The 15,921-nt window shown below is 69.2% G+C and carries 20 protein-coding genes; 4 read left to right on the top strand and 16 right to left on the bottom strand.

Annotated features, from left to right (window positions below; genetic code table 11):
* The 3 genes from nusA to RMO04_RS09960 all read right to left on the bottom strand — a co-directional run.
* Positions 1-1,014: transcription termination factor NusA (gene nusA / locus RMO04_RS09970; protein WP_309644630.1), on the bottom strand; the 1,014-nt coding region annotated here is incomplete at its 3' end.
* Between the two features lie 13 nt (positions 1,015-1,027).
* Positions 1,028-1,576 carry a ribosome maturation factor RimP gene (gene rimP, locus RMO04_RS09965; RefSeq protein WP_309644629.1) on the bottom strand — a complete coding sequence of 183 codons (549 nt, stop codon included), beginning with the start codon at positions 1,574-1,576 and terminating at the stop codon, positions 1,028-1,030.
* Positions 1,577-1,693: 117 nt separating this feature from the next.
* Complete coding sequence (locus RMO04_RS09960) at positions 1,694-2,404, bottom strand: hypothetical protein (protein WP_309644628.1); 711 nt, start codon at positions 2,402-2,404, stop codon at positions 1,694-1,696.
* A gap of 196 nt (positions 2,405-2,600) precedes the next feature.
* Between RMO04_RS09960 and ppa the strand changes: the two genes are divergently transcribed.
* Positions 2,601-3,152, top strand: coding sequence for an inorganic diphosphatase (ppa, locus tag RMO04_RS09955; protein WP_309644627.1), 552 nt, complete (start codon positions 2,601-2,603; stop codon positions 3,150-3,152).
* On the opposite strand, the gene trmB is transcribed toward ppa, so the two are convergent.
* The gene (gene trmB / locus RMO04_RS09950; protein WP_309644626.1) at positions 3,149-3,826 is read right to left on the bottom strand and encodes a tRNA (guanosine(46)-N7)-methyltransferase TrmB; all 678 of its coding nucleotides are present in this window, start codon (positions 3,824-3,826) and stop codon (positions 3,149-3,151) included. The genes ppa and trmB overlap by 4 nt on opposite strands.
* A gap of 173 nt (positions 3,827-3,999) precedes the next feature.
* Between trmB and RMO04_RS09945 the strand changes: the two genes are divergently transcribed.
* Positions 4,000-5,091, top strand: a complete 1,092-nt coding sequence (locus RMO04_RS09945) for a sensor histidine kinase (protein WP_309644625.1) — start codon at positions 4,000-4,002, stop codon at positions 5,089-5,091.
* Here the strand turns inward: RMO04_RS09945 and metK are convergent.
* The 12 genes from metK to RMO04_RS09885 all read right to left on the bottom strand — a co-directional run bounded on the left by metK (position 5,088) and on the right by RMO04_RS09885 (position 14,727).
* Complete coding sequence (metK, locus tag RMO04_RS09940; RefSeq protein WP_309644624.1) at positions 5,088-6,308, bottom strand: methionine adenosyltransferase; 1,221 nt, start codon at positions 6,306-6,308, stop codon at positions 5,088-5,090. The genes RMO04_RS09945 and metK overlap by 4 nt on opposite strands.
* 123 nt (positions 6,309-6,431) lie before the next feature.
* Entirely contained in the window at positions 6,432-6,845 is a 414-nt protein-coding gene (locus tag RMO04_RS09935) for a helix-turn-helix domain-containing protein (protein ID WP_309644623.1), read from the bottom strand.
* 51 nt (positions 6,846-6,896) lie between these two features.
* The gene (lnt, locus tag RMO04_RS09930; RefSeq protein ID WP_309644622.1) at positions 6,897-8,471 is read right to left on the bottom strand and encodes an apolipoprotein N-acyltransferase; all 1,575 of its coding nucleotides are present in this window, start codon (positions 8,469-8,471) and stop codon (positions 6,897-6,899) included.
* Positions 8,472-8,474: 3 nt separating this feature from the next.
* The gene (locus RMO04_RS09925) at positions 8,475-9,353 is read right to left on the bottom strand and encodes a hemolysin family protein (RefSeq protein ID WP_309644621.1); all 879 of its coding nucleotides are present in this window, start codon (positions 9,351-9,353) and stop codon (positions 8,475-8,477) included.
* On the bottom strand, positions 9,346-9,810 hold the full coding sequence (gene ybeY / locus RMO04_RS09920) for an rRNA maturation RNase YbeY (RefSeq protein WP_309644620.1): 465 nt from the start codon (positions 9,808-9,810) through the stop codon (positions 9,346-9,348). Before ybeY ends, RMO04_RS09925 begins: the two co-directional genes overlap by 8 nt.
* The gene (locus RMO04_RS09915) at positions 9,807-10,760 is read right to left on the bottom strand and encodes a PhoH family protein (protein ID WP_309644619.1); all 954 of its coding nucleotides are present in this window, start codon (positions 10,758-10,760) and stop codon (positions 9,807-9,809) included. Before RMO04_RS09915 ends, ybeY begins: the two co-directional genes overlap by 4 nt.
* Complete coding sequence (miaB, locus tag RMO04_RS09910; RefSeq protein ID WP_309644632.1) at positions 10,757-12,094, bottom strand: tRNA (N6-isopentenyl adenosine(37)-C2)-methylthiotransferase MiaB; 1,338 nt, start codon at positions 12,092-12,094, stop codon at positions 10,757-10,759. The genes RMO04_RS09915 and miaB overlap by 4 nt, the downstream gene beginning before the upstream one ends.
* A 5-nt stretch (positions 12,095-12,099) precedes the next feature.
* A complete protein-coding gene (locus RMO04_RS09905; protein ID WP_309644618.1) occupies positions 12,100-12,507 on the bottom strand; it encodes a Fur family transcriptional regulator in 408 nt (135 codons plus the stop codon).
* Positions 12,508-12,547: 40 nt separating this feature from the next.
* Entirely contained in the window at positions 12,548-13,003 is a 456-nt protein-coding gene (rimI, locus tag RMO04_RS09900) for a ribosomal protein S18-alanine N-acetyltransferase (RefSeq protein ID WP_309644617.1), read from the bottom strand.
* On the bottom strand, positions 13,000-13,635 hold the full coding sequence (tsaB, locus tag RMO04_RS09895) for a tRNA (adenosine(37)-N6)-threonylcarbamoyltransferase complex dimerization subunit type 1 TsaB (protein ID WP_309644631.1): 636 nt from the start codon (positions 13,633-13,635) through the stop codon (positions 13,000-13,002). Before tsaB ends, rimI begins: the two co-directional genes overlap by 4 nt.
* Positions 13,635-14,147, bottom strand: coding sequence for a hypothetical protein (locus tag RMO04_RS09890; protein ID WP_309644616.1), 513 nt, complete (start codon positions 14,145-14,147; stop codon positions 13,635-13,637). The genes tsaB and RMO04_RS09890 overlap by 1 nt, the downstream gene beginning before the upstream one ends.
* Positions 14,148-14,151: 4 nt before the next feature.
* Positions 14,152-14,727, bottom strand: coding sequence for a NifU family protein (locus RMO04_RS09885; protein WP_309644615.1), 576 nt, complete (start codon positions 14,725-14,727; stop codon positions 14,152-14,154).
* A 114-nt stretch (positions 14,728-14,841) separates the two neighbouring features.
* On the opposite strand from RMO04_RS09885, the gene RMO04_RS09880 reads away from it, so the two are divergent.
* Positions 14,842-15,459 (top strand): hypothetical protein, encoded by a 618-nt coding sequence (locus RMO04_RS09880; protein WP_309644614.1) that lies wholly within the window; start codon positions 14,842-14,844, stop codon positions 15,457-15,459.
* A gap of 12 nt (positions 15,460-15,471) precedes the next feature.
* A complete protein-coding gene (locus RMO04_RS09875) occupies positions 15,472-15,867 on the top strand; it encodes a VOC family protein (protein ID WP_309644613.1) in 396 nt (131 codons plus the stop codon).
* Positions 15,868-15,921 lie beyond the last annotated feature (54 nt).

Genomic DNA, 15,921 nt, shown 5'->3' with positions numbered 1-15,921 from the left:
GCCGCGGCGGCCGATGGCCAGCGACAGTTGTTCGTCGGGAACGACCACTTCGACGCGCTCGTCCTCCTCGTCCATCACCACCTTGGAGACTTCGGCGGGGGCCAGACCGTTGACGATGAAGGTCGCCTCGTCCGGGCTCCACTGGATGATGTCGATCTTCTCACCCTGCAGCTCGGCCACCACCGCCTGCACGCGCGAGCCGCGCATGCCGACGCAGGCGCCGACCGGGTCGATGGAGCTGTCGTTTGAGACCACGGCCATCTTGGCGCGCGAGCCCGGGTCGCGGGCCACGGCGCGGATCTCGATCACGCCGTCATAGACCTCAGGAACTTCCTGGGCGAACAGCTTGGCCATGAAGCCGCCGTGCGCGCGGCTGAGCAGGATCTGCGGCCCCTTGGTCTCGCGACGGACGTCGTAGATGTAGCAGCGGATCCGGTCGCCGATGTTGAAGTTCTCGCGGGGGATCGACTGGTCGCGGCGCATGATGCCTTCGCCGCGGCCCAGGTCGACGACGGTGTTGCCGTACTCGACCCGCTTGACCACGCCGTTGACGATCTCGCCCACGCGGTCCTTGAACTCCTCGAACTGGCGCTCGCGCTCGGCTTCGCGGACCTTCCCGGTGACCACCTGGCGGGCCATCTGCGTCTGGACGCGGCCGAACTCGAAGGGCGGCAGGATTTCCTCGTAGGTCTTGCCGATCACCGCGTCCTTGTCGGTGCGCTTGGCGTCCGACAGGCGCAGGATGCCGACCGGCTCCTCATCGCCCGCCTCGACGTCCCAGGTCACATCGTCGCTGACCACCGTGACCACCCGCTTGACGGTGGTCTCGCCGGTCTTCTGATCGATATGGACCCGAATATCGTGCTCGGCGCCGTAGCGCGAGCGCGCGCCCTTTTGGATCGCCTCCTCGATCGCCTCGATGACGATCTCCTTGTCGATCGACTTTTCGCGGGCCACGGCCTCGGCGATCTGGAGCAGTTCAAGCCGGTTGGCGGAGATGCCGGTCAGGCTCATGGGTGTCGTCCCTTTATTCGGAGGTCTCTTGTTGGGTTTCGTCGCCGACGAGGCGGGCGGCGCGTTCTTCGGCGCCGCGCTTCATCAGCGCATCAGTCAGGATCAGCTTGGCCTCGACCACCCAGGCGAAGGGGACCAGGGCGGTGGCCTCCTCGCCTTCCAGGTCGATGGCGACATTCTCGTCTTCCACGCCGGCCAGGACGCCGCGGAATCGCTTGCGGCCCTCGGCGACGCGGTCGAGTTCGATGCGGGCCTCGTGGCCCTCATAGTTGGCGAAGTCTTTCAGCCGGGTCAGCGGCCGGTCGACGCCCGGTGAGGAGACTTCCAGCGTATATTCGCCGGAAACCGGATCGGCGGCGTCCATGATCTCGGAGATGGCGCGCGACAGCCGCGCGCAGTCCTCGACCACCATCTCGCCGTCCGGGGTCTCGGCCATGATCTGCAGGCGCCGGGCGTGCTCGCCGCCCATCAGGCGCAGTCGCACGATCTCATAGCCGGCCGCCTCGGCGACGGGGTCGAGCAGCTCCAGGAGCTTCTGGTCTTCCGCGGTCTTGCCACGCATAAGCTTGGCCGCTCTCCGGCAACAAAAAAGCGGCCGGGCCGAAGCCTGCCGCTCGTAGGCGCTATCCAGCGCTAACGGACGATGTGAGCGCTCTTATAGCGCGCCGACACAGGCTTGTCACGGGGTCTCGCCGATCACCAGGTTGAGCTGTTCGCCGAATGGCTCGCAGAGCGGAGGTCCAGGTCCGGTGAGGTCGAGGCGGACCAGGGCGTCGGTGTCGCCCGCGCTCACCACCAGGTCGCCGGCCGCGCCTCGGTACAGCCTGCCGTGGAATGGGGAGAAGGCTGACTCGACGTCCCCGGAGCGCGCGAAACCCAAGGCCTCCAGCGCGCGGCCCGACGCCTCGGAATCGGGCGTCGAGAACCAAACGCGACGCAGCCGCGCGCCCGCGGCCGGAGCGTTTCGGGCGTCGTACAGCGGCTGGTCGAACACCGGCGAGCCCCAGGCTTCCGGCCGCGGGCCATAGTCGATCACGAAGATCCGGTTGAGCACGCCGTGATCGCGGCGGAAGGTCAGCATCGACCAGGGCGATCCGTCGCTCGCCTCGCGCCAGCGCCCGGACCGCACGCGCCAGCCTTCCCGCGCCGCCAACCGCTCGGCAGCCTCTATCTCGCCACGCAGGCCCAGGAAGACCTGACCGCCCTGCTCACCCGGCCCGACCTGGTGGAGGTCGACGAAGGCGCCGCCCGCGAAGCGCACGCCACGCGCCACGCGACGGCCATCGGGGAAGAAGCCATCCAGCACGGGAAACCCTGTCAGTTCGGCAAGCCGATCGGCCAGGCCGTCGCGCCGCGCGGTCCAGATGGCCAGGTGGTCGAGCGCCAGCATTTGAATCCTCCGCCTCGCGGACGATTTACGTTTGTAGTTTTCGAGTCAAGGGCGAGTTGGCGCGGACGACGCGGGATTTTGCATCACTGGCGGCCAAATCGACGCGCCAGGGCCGCCGCGCCCTTTTCCGGAGCGCACGAATAGTCCACACACCGCCCGCCTCCCTTTTTGTGTTCGGACAAGGTCCTTCCTCCCCATGGACATCACCAAGATCCCCGTCGGCTTCAATCCGCCCTACGACGTCAACGCCATCATCGAGATCCCGCAGGGCGGCGAACCGGTGAAGTACGAGCTGGACAAGGAGTCCGGGGCGATCTTCGTCGACCGCTTCCTGCACACGGCCATGTACTATCCCGGCAATTACGGCTTCATCCCCCACACCCTGTCGGACGACGGCGATCCCATGGACGTGCTGGTCGTGGGTCCGACCCCGGTGGTGCCCGGCGCGGTGATCCGCGTTCGCCCCATCGGCACCCTGATGATGGTCGACGAGGCCGGCGGGGACGAGAAGGTCCTGGCCGTGCCGGTGGACAAGCTGCATCCGTTCTACGCCGGCGTGGATTCCTGGCGCGGCTTGCCGGCCATCCTCACCGAGCAGATCGCCCACTTCTTCCAGCACTATAAGGACCTGGAGAAGGGCAAGTCGGTCGAGATCGTGCGCTGGGCCGATCCGGAAGAGACTGGCGAGCTGATCCGCCAGGGGATCGAGCGCGCCAACGCCGCCGGCAAGGGCTGGACGGGCGCCTAGCGCCGGACGAAGTCGAAGAACACCGGGGCGCAGTCGCCCAGGCGCTTTTCCTCGTAGCGGGTGGTGATGTGGTCGGCTGGCGGGGTCCGCCAGTCCGCCGCCGCCTGCGCGGTCCAGTCGAAGTGGGGCGAGGCCAGCACCCGCTCCAGCGCCCAGTCGGCGTAGCCCGCCACGTCGGTGGCGAAGCGCAGGCGCCCTCCGGATTTGAGGACGCGCGCCAGGTCCGCCAGCATCTCGGGCTGGACGATGCGCCGCTTGTGGTGGCGCGCCTTGGGCCAGGGGTCGGGGAACAGGATGAACACCCTCGTCAGGCAGGCGTCGGGCAGGTGGGCGACCAGCTCGCGGGCGTCGCCGTCCTGGATGCGGACGTTCTTCAGCCCCTGCTCTGAGACGTGGCGCACGGCGCTGGCCACCCCGTTCAGGAACGGCTCGCAGCCGATGATCAGCACCTGGGGCGCGCGGCCCGCCTGGGCGGCCATGTGCTCACCGCCGCCGAAGCCGATCTCCAGCCAGACCTCGTTGGCCTCAGGCATGAGCTCGCGCGGATCGAACGGCGCCTGCGGCGCGCGGATCTGCGGCAGCAGGGTTTCGACCAGGGCGGCCTGGCGAGGCTTGATCGGGCGCGACTTGATGCGCCCGTAGGATCGCATCAGCGGGTGGGCGGTCTCTTCCATGGGCGCCGTCTAGCCGATGGCGGGCCCGGCGTGAATTGCCCCGCGCGATTTGGGCGGCTCGCCGCGGACCCGCCCCCGGCAGGCGAAGCGTCGCAGGCGGTTTTCTTCCTGGCCGTCACCGCGGGTGGCGGGCATCGTCCGAGAACGAATCGTCGGCGCCAGGGGAGTTTGTGATGGATCGAGTCCTGAATGCGCTCAGCTACTTCTTCAACGCCAACACTCTGAACCCTCACGGCATATGCCTACTTTGGCGACCGGAGCTGATCTGGACCCACGCGATCTCGGACATCCTGATCGGCCTGGCCTACTTCTCCATTCCCCTGGCCATCGGCATGTTCCTGTACCGGCGCCCGGACGTCCGGTTCGGCTGGGTGCTGTGGATGTTCGTGGCGTTCATCATGCTGTGCGGGGTCACGCACTTCATGGCGGTCTGGACCCTGTGGAACGCCCACTATGGGATCGAGGCCCTGTTGAAGGCCCTGACCGCGGTCGCCTCCGTCATGACGGCGGTGGCGCTGTGGCCCCTGCTGCCCAGGATCATCGCCCTGCCCGCCGCCGCGACGCTGCAGGCGCGGATCGAGGAGCGCGACCAGGCGCTCAACGATCTTCGCGGCGCCATGGCCACCATGGTGGAGATGCGCGAGCACGAGACCCGTCAGAAGCTGCTTTTGGACGAGTTGAACCACCGGGTGAAGAACACCCTGGCCTCCGTACAGTCGATCGCGTCTCAGACCATGCGCGGCGCGGGCGACATGGGCGAGTTCAAGGATTCCTTCGTCGAGCGCCTGATGGCGCTGTCCTCCACCCACGACCTGCTGGTCAAGCGCGAGTGGACCAGCGCTTCCCTTCGCGAACTGGTGGACGCCACGCTCGGCCACTACGGCCGGCCATACGCCTATGCAGGGCCCGACCTGCGGCTGCACTCGAACTTCGCTGTGACCTTCGGCATGGCCCTGCACGAACTGGCGACCAACGCACTGAAGCACGGCGCATGGGCGTCGGGCGGGCGGGTGGACATCTCGGTGGGCGAGGGCGAAGGCGGCGCGATCCGCATCGTCTGGCGCGAGAGCGGCGGGCTGGCGGTGAACGCGCCGGAACAGACGGGCTTCGGCTCGCGACTGCTGGAGCGCGGCGTCGCCGGAGAGCTGGGCGGCGAGGTGACCATGGACTACCGGCGCGAGGGGCTGGTCTGCGCCATCCAGGCGCCGGCGTCCGAGAAGATCGCGTTCCAGGACAGCCCGGAGGCCGTCCTGGAAAGGCTTTAGGCCAGGCCCTTCAGCTGGTCGATTAGGTCGGTCTTCTCCCAGGAGAAGCCGCCCTCGTTGTCAGGTTGGCGGCCGAAGTGGCCATAGGCCGCGGTCCGCGCGTAGATCGGGCGGTTGAGGCCGAGGTGCTCACGGATGGCGCGCGGCGTGGCGCCGCCGATCATCTGCGGCAGGGCCAGTTCCAGCTTGGCGGGATCGACTTCGCCGGTCCCGTGCAGGTCGACATAGAAGCTGAGCGGGTTGGCGACGCCGATGGCGTAGCTGATCTGGATGGTGCACTTGCGCGCCAGGCCCGAGGCCACGACGTTCTTGGCCAGGTAGCGGCAGGCATAGGCCGCGGAGCGGTCCACCTTGGTGGGGTCCTTGCCCGAGAACGCGCCGCCGCCGTGCGGCGAGGCGCCGCCGTAGGTGTCGACGATGATCTTGCGACCGGTGATCCCGGCGTCGCCATCAGGGCCGCCGATCAGGAAGCGGCCGGTCGGATTGACGTGCCACTTGGTCTTCTTGGTCACCAGGCCCGAGGGCAGGACGCTTTCGACATAGGGCTTGATCAGGGCCTGGATGCGCTTGGAGTTGGCGCCGAGGTCGCCGATCTTCTTCTTGTGCTGGGTGGAGACCACGATCTGCAGGATCTCGACCGGCCGGCCGTCCTGGTACAGGACCGTCACCTGGCTCTTGGCGTCGGGCTCCAGGGCCTCGCACTCGCCGGAGTGACGGACCTCGGCCAGCTTGCGCAAGATGTCGTGGGAGAACTGCAGGGTGGCGGGCATGAGCTGCGGAGTCTCGTCGCAGGCGTAGCCGAACATGATCCCCTGGTCGCCCGCGCCCTCTTCCTTCTTGTCGGTCGAGTCGACGCCCACGGCGATATCGGCCGACTGGGCGTGCAGGTAGTTGTGGAACTTGGCCTTCTCCCAGTGGAAGCCCTTCTGCGCGTAGCCGATGTCCTTGACCGCCGCGCGGACCTTGGGTTCCAGCGTGGCCAGGATGTCCTTGGTGAGCTGCTTGCTCTCGGCCTTCGACGCCCCCGGCTTGCCGGCGCGGACTTCGCCCGCCAGCACGATGCGATTGGTGGTCACCAGGGTCTCGCAGGCGACTCGCGCTTGCGGCTCGGCGGCCAGGAAGGCGTCGACGACCGTGTCGGAGATACGGTCGGCCACCTTGTCCGGATGGCCTTCGGACACGCTTTCGCTGGTGAAGATGTAGGAGGAACGGCTCAAGACGATAGCTCCGGAAAATGGGCGCGGACCGCCGCTTCCGGGCGATCCGACTGAACGTCGGCGCGAACCTATAAAGAAATCTTTATATCCCGCAAGCGAGACCATGACCCGCTTGGTTAAGCCTTAGGCCTCGTCGTCCTCTTCGACCATGGCGCGGACCAAATCCAGAATCCGGCGGCGCACGCGGGGGCGGCGGATCTTGGGGAACGTGTCGGCCAACTCCAGGCCCTCGGCGGTGAGCAGGAAGGCCTGCGAGCCCGGGCGGGACTCGGCGCCGGCCAACCCTCCGTCCTCACCTTCGGGCAGGCCCTCGAAGAAGTAGGCGGTGGACGTCTTCAGGGCGCGGGCCATCTCGTAGAGCTTGGAGGCCGAGACCCGGTTGGCGGCCCGTTCGTATTTCTGGACCTGCTGGAAGGTGAGCCCGATGGCTTCGGCCAGCTTTTCCTGGCTGACGCCCATCTCCTTGCGGCGAAGACGAATCCGCAGGCCGACATGCAGGTCGACCGGGTTGGGGGCAGGATCGGGTTCCTTGGCCATGCTCAACCCTAGACGGAGGGAAGCCCGACCGTCAAAAAATTGACCGTTACGTCAGTTCAACGGCCGCCGCTTGACCCGCCCGAACACAAGAACCGCCGCTGAAATGAGCAGCATGCCGGCGAATCCGGCGTCGCCGAAGCGAGCGTAGGGCGTCGCCGGCAGGGCCGCGGGGAGCGCCGCGTCGATCACACCCTCCATACCGAGCCCAAGCCGGACACCCGCGCGCCCATGGGCGTCGATCACCGTCGAGACCCCGGTCGGGGTGGCGCGCACGATTGGCAGGCCCTCCTCGATGGCGCGATAGCTGGCGATGTTCAGGTGCTGCAGCGGACCGCTGGCGCCGCCGAACCAGGCGTCGTTGGACACATTGAGCAGCCAGGCCGGGCGAAGCCCCGTCCGCCGCGCCGCCGCGCTGGCGAAGCCAGGAAACAGCGCCTCGTAGCAGATAAGCGGCTGCACGCCGGGCAGGCCGCGCAGCGTCAGGGGGCGCGGCTCGGGACCGGCCGTGAAGTCCTCCGGCATGTGCACCAGGCTGCGGATGCCCAACCGGGTGGCCAGGTCGCCCAGGGGCAGGAACTCGCCGAACGGCACCAACCGGTGCTTGTCGTAGACCCCGCTCACGGTCAGGCCGCCGGCCTCGCGGCGCAGGGCGACCAGGCTGTTGAAATAGTCGACGCCGCCCGCCTCTGATCTTCCCGCGCGATTGGCCCCCAGCATCAGGGTCTGGCCCGGCGCGAGCGCGCCCGCCAACCGGTCCACATAGGGACTTCCGGGCGCCAGCAGGTCGTCGATCACCGCCGGCAGGGCGCCTTCCGGCCAAACCACGATCGCCGGCGTCGCGCCGCCCTGCCGGGTCAGGCGGACATAGGTCGAGACGATGGCGTCCAGGTTCTCCGGCTTCCATTTGTCCTTCTGGTCGATATTGGCCTGGACGATCCGTAGGCGCGGCGCGTCGGCGGCCGGGGCCGGCGTGTCGGCCAGCCGCACAGCGCCCGCGCCGTAGAGCCCCGCCAGGGCCAGGAGCGCCACGCCCACGGCGGCGAACCTGGCGCGCCGGGGCTCGGCGCCCAGCAGCAGGATCGGGCTGGCCGCGAGGGCGATGGTGATCCAGGTCATGCCATAGGCGCCGACCACCGAGGCCGTCTGGGACATCGCCCCTCCCGCCGCCCAGGTCTCGCCCGGCAGGTTCCACGGAAAGCCTGTGAAGACGTGGCCGCGCAGCCATTCGGCCGCGGCGAAGACCCCCGCGAACACCAGCACCCGCGAGACGCCTCGCGGCGAAAGCCAGCGATAGACCAGGCCCGCCGCCCCCCAGAACAGGGCCAGGCCGCCGGCCATGAACAGCAGGGCGAAGGGCGCCATCCAGCCCTGGTTGGCGGCGTCCACCTGGAACGGCTCGGTGATCCACCAGACCCCGACGCCGAAATAGCCGACCCCGGCCAGCCACCCGTACAGGAAGGCCGAGCGCTTTAGACGGATGCTCCGGAATTCACTTTCGACCGCGCCCAGCAGCACGGCGTAGCCCAGCAGGCCAGGCAGGAACCCGAACGGCGGATGGGCCAGACCCGCCGCCAGACCGGCGGCGAGCGTCAGCAGACGCGGGGTCCAGTCGGACGGACGCTTCAAGGACTAGGCCCCGAGCGCCGGATCGGGTTTGGGGGCGGCGGGCTTGAACCGCACGCGCTTCACCCGTCGAGGGTCGGCGTCCAGCACCTGGATCTCGAACCCGCCGGGATGGGCGATCACCTCGCCGCGCTGCGGGACCCGGCCGGCCAGGGCCGAGACGAGGCCGCCCACCGTGTCGATTTCCTCGTCCAGGTCGGGCGGGGCCAGGTCGGCGTCGAGGGCGGCCTCCAGCTTCTCCAGCGGCGCGCGGCCGTCCACCTCGAACACCCCGCCGGGGCGCGGCGTGACGCTGGCCACGGCGGCTTCGTCGTGCTCGTCGTCGATGTCGCCGACCACAGCCTCGACCAGGTCCTCCATGGTCACCAGCCCGTCGGTGCCGCCGAACTCGTCGATGACCAGGGCCATGTGCGTCCGCTGGGCCTGCATGCGCAGCAGCAGATCGGCGCAGCGCATGGAGCCGGGAACATACAACACCTCGCGGCGCAGCTTCTGCAGGATCAGGTCGCTGGGACCCGGGCGCTTCCCACGTCCCGCCAGCAGCTTGAAGATGTCCTTGACGTGGATCACGCCGACCGGGTCGTCCAGGGTGTCGCGATAGATCGGCATGCGGCTGTGCTCAGCCTCGGCGAAGCGCTCCACCACCTCGTCGAACGGTGTCGACAGGTCGACGGCCACGATGTCCACCCGGGGGGTCATGACATCGTCCACCCGCATGGTCTGGAAGGCGGCGGCCTGCTCGACCAGGGCTCCGCGCGATCCGGTGGCGACGGGAACGGCCAGGGCCTCTCCGGCCTTGCCGCGCAGTCTGCGAAAGAAGGCCCGAACGCCGCGACTTTGATTGGCGGGTTCGGGCGGTCTGGAGCCGTCGGACGCGTTAGTCATGGTCTCCCTGTTCGGCGGCATACGGATCGGGGACCCCCAGTCCCGCCAGGATGACGCGCTCTAGGCCTTCCATCTGTTCGGCCTCGGCGTCCGTCTCATGGTCGTATCCTACTAGATGCAGCACCCCGTGCGCCACCAGGTGCTGAAGGTGGTGGGCGAGAGGCTTGCCCTGCTCGGCGGCTTCCCGCGCGCAGACACCATGGGCCAGGGCCACGTCGCCCAGGTGGCGCTCCGGATTCTGCGGCGCGGGAAATGACAATACGTTGGTGGCGACGTCCTTCTGGCGGAAGCGGGCGTTCAGTTCGCGCACCGTCTGATCGTCGGTGAGCAACAGGGTCACGGCGCCCTCGGTGAAGTCGATATGGGCCAGGGTCGCCTGGGCGGCCGCCAGGACCAAGGCCTCGGCGTCGGGCTCCGCCGCCAGCCAGACCGGGTCCTCGATCTCGAGGTCGATCACATCGTGCGCCCGCGCTTGGCCGCGTCGGCGTCGTAGGCCCGCACGATCCGCTCGACCATCGGGTGGCGCACCACGTCCTCGACCGTGAAGCGGTTCACGCCCACGCCCTTGACCCCTTCCAGCAGGCCGACGGCGTGCGCCAGGCCGGAGTCGCTGGCGTTGACCAGGTCGATCTGCGTGGGGTCGCCGGTTACGGCCATGCGTGCGCCCTCGCCCAGGCGGGTCAGGACCATCTTCATCTGCAGGCGCGAGGTGTTCTGCGCCTCGTCGACGATGACGAAGGCGTGGCTGAGCGTGCGGCCGCGCATGAAGGCGATGGGCACCACCTCGATCTCGCCCTTCTCGCGACGGCGGCGGAACTGCTCGGCGCCCAGGATGTCGGTCAGCGCCTCCCAGACCGGGGCCATGTAGGGATCGACCTTTTCCGACAGGTCGCCCGGCAGGAAGCCCAGTCGCTCACCGGCCTCGACGGCGGGGCGGCTGACGATCAACCGGTCGACCTCGCCGCGCAGCAACAGGCCCGCCCCATGGGCGACCGCCAGGAAGGTCTTGCCGGTGCCGGCGGGGCCCAGGCCGAAGACCAGTTCGCAATTGGCCAGGGCCTCCAGGTAACGCGCCTGGCCCGGGGTCTTGGGGACCACCTGGCCGCGCTTGCCCGTCGGCAACCCGCCCGGCGCCTTGCCAGAACCCGTGCGGGCCTGGCCGATGGCCACGCGCACGTCGGCCTCGGCCACCTCATGGCCGGCGTCGGCGCGCTCGGCCAGGGCGTTGATGACCTGCTTGGCGTGGGCGCGCGCCTTGGAGTCGCCGCTCAGGGCGACCCCGCCGCCCGGGGTCTCCATCAGCACGTCCAGGGCGTCCTCGATCAGGGCCGCGTGGCGGCTGGAGGCGCCGGCCACGGCGCGGACCGCGGCGGCGGAGAGGGGGATGAACTCGGGAGGCTTGCTCACGCGGGGACCTGTTCCAGAACGCCGGCCAGGCTCATCTTGGCGGCGGCTTCGATACGTACCGGAACGATCTGGCCGATCAGGCGATCCGGACCCTCAGCGTGGACGGCCTGGAGATAGGGGCTGCGGCCGGAAAGCTGCCCCGGATGGCGGCCGGACTTCTCGAACAGCACCGGCAGGACCTTGCCTACCTGACTGGCGTTGAAAGCCTTCTGTTGCTCGTCCAGCAGGGCGTTCAGTCGCGCCAGCCGCTCGTCCTTGACCTCTTCGGCCACCTGGCCCGGCATGGCCGCGGCCGGGGTGCCGGGGCGGCGGGAATACTTGAAGCTGAAGGCCGTGGCGTAGCCGACCTCGCGGACCAGGCTCAGCGTCGCCTCGAAATCGCTGTCGCGCTCGCCAGGGAAGCCCACGATGAAGTCGCCGGACAGGGCGATGTCGGGACGCGCGGCGCGGATCTTCTCCATCAGCCGCAGATAACTGTCGGCGGTGTGGGCCCGGTTCATGGCCTTGAGGATCTTGTCCGACCCCGACTGCACCGGCAGGTGCAGATAGGGCATCAGTTGCGGCAGTTCGGCATGGGCGTCGATCAGCGCCTGGTCCATGTCGGCAGGGTGGCTGGTGGTGTAGCGGATGCGATCCAGGCCCTCGATGCTCGCCAGCCTGCGCGCCAAGCCGGCCAATCCACCCTCCCCGGCGTAGGCGTTGACGTTCTGGCCCAGCAGGGTGACCTCGCGCACCCCCTGCTCCGCCAGGCTGCGCGCTTCCGCCAGGATAGTCTCCACGGGCCGCGACCACTCGCCGCCGCGTGTATAGGGCACCACGCAGAAGGTGCAGAACTTGTCGCAGCCCTCCTGGACGGTGAGGAAGGCGGTGACCCCGGTGGGATGGCGCTCGGTCGGCAGGGCGTCGAATTTCTCGTCGGCGGCGAAGTCGGCGGCCAGCCGCTCACCCCGCGCCCGGTGCGTGCGCGCGATCAGTTCGGGCAGCTGGTGATAGGCCTGCGGCCCGACCACCAGGTCCACGGCCGGCTGGCGCAGCATGATCTGCTCGCCCTCGGCCTGGGCCACGCAACCGGCCACGGCGATCACCATGTCGGCGCCCGCCGCGCGGCGGGCCAATTTCATCGCCGTGATGTAGCCGAGCTCGGAATAGAACTTCTCGGTGGCCTTCTCGCGGTGGTGGCAGGTGTTCAGCACCACCAGGTCGGCGTCGTCGGGCCGTTCGGTCATGGCGTAGCCCAGCGGGCCCAGCACATCGGCCATGCGCTCGCTGTCGTAAACGTTCATCTGGCACCCGTAGGTCTTGATGAACAGGCGCTTGGTCGGTGGCGTGGAAATGGCGATCAGTCCTCGATCGGTACGCCGTAGAGTTCCAACCGGTGGTCCACCAGCTTGTAGCCGAGCTTGTGGGCGATGGCCTCCTGCAGGGCCTCGATCTCTTCGTCGACGAACTCCACCACCTTGCCGGACTTCATGTCGATCAGGTGGTCGTGATGAATCTCGGTGGCCTCTTCATAGCGCGAACGGCCGTCGCGGAAGTCGTGGCGGGCGATGATCCCGGCCTCCTCGAACAGCCGGACCGTGCGGTAGACCGTGGCGATGGAGATGTGCGGATCCACCTCGTGCGACCGGCGATAGAGCTCTTCCACGTCCGGATGGTCATGGGCCGCCGACAACACCCGCGCGATCACGCGGCGCTGCTCGGTCATCCGCATGCCCTTTTCGACGCAAAGGTTCTCGATCCGGTCCACGAACGACTCCTCAGGTTCCGATGACGTCAGGATAGTGCGCCTAGACCGAAGGGCCAAGGTCGAGACGCATCACCACCGCGTCGGCCGACGGATTTGCCCCGCGATCGTAGTAGCCGCGCCGCAATCCGACCTGGGCGAAGCCGGCCTTGGCGTAGAGCGCCAGGGCCGGGGCGTTGTCGTGGGCGACCTCCAGGAACAACGACTGGGCGCCGGCCATCCGCGCGGCGCCGACGGCCGCCTGAACCAGGGCGAGCGCCAGACCGCGGCGGCGGGCCGCGGGGTCGACGGCCAGGGTCAGGATCTCGGCCTCGTCCGCCACGGCGCGGCACAGGATGAAGCCGAACGGCGCGTCGCCGTCCTCGACCAGCAAGGCGAAGCCGCCCGGTCCGTCGAGCAGGCCCGCGATCTCCGCGCCCGACCAGCCGCCGGCGAAGGCGCGCCCATGGACCGCGGCCAGGGCTTGCGCCTCGTGGCCCCAGGCGCCGCGCAGCCTCACGGCTCCAGCAGCCTTCCACCCGGCAGCCGGGCGTCGGGCGCGCGCAGATAGAGGGGGCGTGGCGGAACCGGCGTCTTGGCCGCCGCCAGCCGCGCCACCGCGGCCGGATCGGCCTGCTCCCCGGAGATCACCCGCGCCGAGGGCGTCATCTCGGCCAGGAGGGCGGCGCCGGAGCCGATCAGCACTTCGGGGACGAACTCGGCCACCCGCGCGGCGGCGGTTTCGATGGGCAGGACATCGGGGGCGCTGACCGCCGCACCATCCGCGAACGCCTGGAGATAGACCTGGCCGCGCTTTGCATCCAGCACCGCCAGCACCCGTCCCGGCGCTTCCGCCGCCAAGGCCTCCAGCGTGCCCACGGCGATCACCGGTATGGCCAGCGCCTGGCCGATCCCCTTGGCGAAGGCCAGGCCCACCCGAAGGCCGGTGAACGAGCCCGGCCCCACCGTCACCCCGATCCGGTCCAGTAGATCGAAGGCGACCCCGGCCTCCGCCATGAGCTCGGCGACCAAGGGCGCCAGGCGTTCTTGATGTCCTCGCGCCATGGGCTCGACCCTCGCGGCCAGCACCCGCTCGCCGCTCAGAACTGCGGCCGAACAGGCCCCAAGGCATGTGTCGAGGGCGAGGATGATCACGGCCGGTTGGGGCTCCAGCACGGTTCCAGCGCCTTGGCCGTCTTTTCGGCCCACGCCGACACCGGACCCGCCGTGGCGCGAAGCTCCATCCCGGCGGAGGGTCCGGTCGCCGTCCAACGGACATCCGTCGACCAGAGGTGATAGCTGCTGTCGGTGCGCGCGCCCGTCGGCGCCGTCACACGCGGCGATTTGATGCGAGGCGCCGGCACGCGCTCCAGCGCCGACAGCACCTGAACCAGTTGCGGGCAGGCCTTCGCGGTGGTCCAGCCGATGGTGGTGACCCCACCGCGCACGTCCACGTGCCGCGCCAGCAGATCGTCCGGCGCTCTCGGATAGATCCCCAGGCCGAAGGTGGCGCCCTGCGCGCGGTAGATGGCGAGCGCCAGGGCCGGCGGCTGGCCGTCCACCCGCGCACCCTTCAACACCGGCCAGTCGTCCTCGTCGGCCAGGCACGGCGCGGCGATCGCCGCCACCGCTAGCGACAGGAAGAGAATCCGCCCCCGGCTCACAGGTCTAGAGCGTCTGCTCGACCCGGGTCACTTCGGGCACGTAGTGCTTGAGCATGTTCTCCACGCCGGCCTTCAGCGTCGCGGAGGAAGACGGGCAGCCCGAACAGGCGCCGCGCATGTGCAACCAGACCACGCCGGTGTCCGGCTCGAAGCGGTTGAACAGGATGTCGCCGCCGTCCTGGGCCACCGCCGGGCGAATGCGGGTGTCCAGCAGGTCCTTGATCTCGGCCACCACCTGGGCGGTCTCGCCCTCATAGACCTGATCGTCGTGCCCGCCGGCGTCGTCGCCCTCGCTGGCCGAGAACAGCGGCCGGCCTGAGGTGAAGTGATCCATGATCGCCGCCAGGATCGGGGCCTTCAGGTGGCCCCAGTCGGCCTCCCCGTCCTTGCCGACCGTGACGAAGTCGCCGCCGAAGAACACCCGCGTCACGCCCGGCACGCCGAACAGGTCGGTGGCCAGCGGCGAGGCCTCAGCCTCGTCGGGGGTGCGGAAGTCCCGCGATCCCTCGGCCATGATCTCGCGGCCGGGCAGGAACTTCAGGACCTCGGGGTTCGGGGTGACTTCGGTCTGGATGAACATGTGGGAGATGTGGCGCTTTGCAGCCGGAATCGCAAGCTTGGCGGCGCTGGCGATAGCCTTGGCCCGATTGAAAGCTTAGCAGTCATGGCTCCCCACCCAGCCCACGGGAGGAAGATGGACTCGAAAACCTATCTGGCGCTCCTGCGCACGGCTCGAGGGCGGTCACGGCGGCTCGACGAGGCCGGGGATCTCCTGCAGACCGCCCTGCTCGCGGCGATCGAGGCGCAGCGCGGCGACATGACCCGGGCGGAGAACCGCCGCTGGCTGAGCGGCGTGCTGCGCAATCGCGCCCTGCATGAGGCGCGGTCCGCCGCGCGCCGGCGGCGGCGCGAAAGCGCCTACGACCCTCCGGGCCCCGGGGAGGAGACCGACCCGTTGGCGGGGCCGGACCATTTCGTCACGACCCTCCCCCCGGCCCTTCGCACCACGGCGCTGCTCGCCCTGACGGGACATACGAAGGCCGAGATCGCCTGGCTCCTGCACCTGTCCGACCCGGCGTTGCGCCAGCGGATCAGCGAGATCAGGCGGCGCTGGCGCCAATCCGGTCATGGCCTTCCGCCAGGCGCCGGCGCGCCGCGCGGCGACCTGTCATTCGGCCTCGTGCGCCGGGCGCTGATCAGCAGGGTCCACGCCGCCGCCGTCGTCCTGGCCAGCCACGACCCCGACGGTCATCTCTTCGTCGTGGCCTCACAAATCACCAGGCCGCGGCAACCACCGGTGTCTGGCATCTGAAAGGGACACGACATGTTCGGCAAAGTGCGGATTGGCACCATCTGCTACTACGTCAGCGACATCGCGCGGACGGAAACCTTCTATCGTGACGTTCTTGGTCTGGAGGTCGCCAACATGGGCGACGACGGATCCGGGAACGACTGGCTCACGGCGTCGACCCAAGGCGGCCTGGAGCTGATCTTCTTCAAGGCGGAGAGCCGGCCGGGGAATTCGCCCATCATCGTCTTCGACCTGAGCGAAGGCGGGATCGACACCGCTGTCGCCGCCCTGGCCGAAAAGGGCGCGACCATCGTGACCCCGGTCAGCCACGCCCCCGGCGGGTGGTCCGCCGACTTTTCCGATCCGGATGGCCACACGATCTCCATGTACCAGTCCGAGGACGCGCCCCGCACGAAGGACGCCCTCTAGGTCATGAGGCCGCGCGGCGGCGTCGGCCGCCGCGCGCTAGGCCAGGTCGGCGAT

The sequence above is a fragment of the Phenylobacterium sp. genome (assembly GCF_031412415.1).
GTDB lineage: Bacteria > Pseudomonadota > Alphaproteobacteria > Caulobacterales > Caulobacteraceae > Phenylobacterium.
This window is presented reverse-complemented; position numbering and strand designations above follow the sequence as displayed.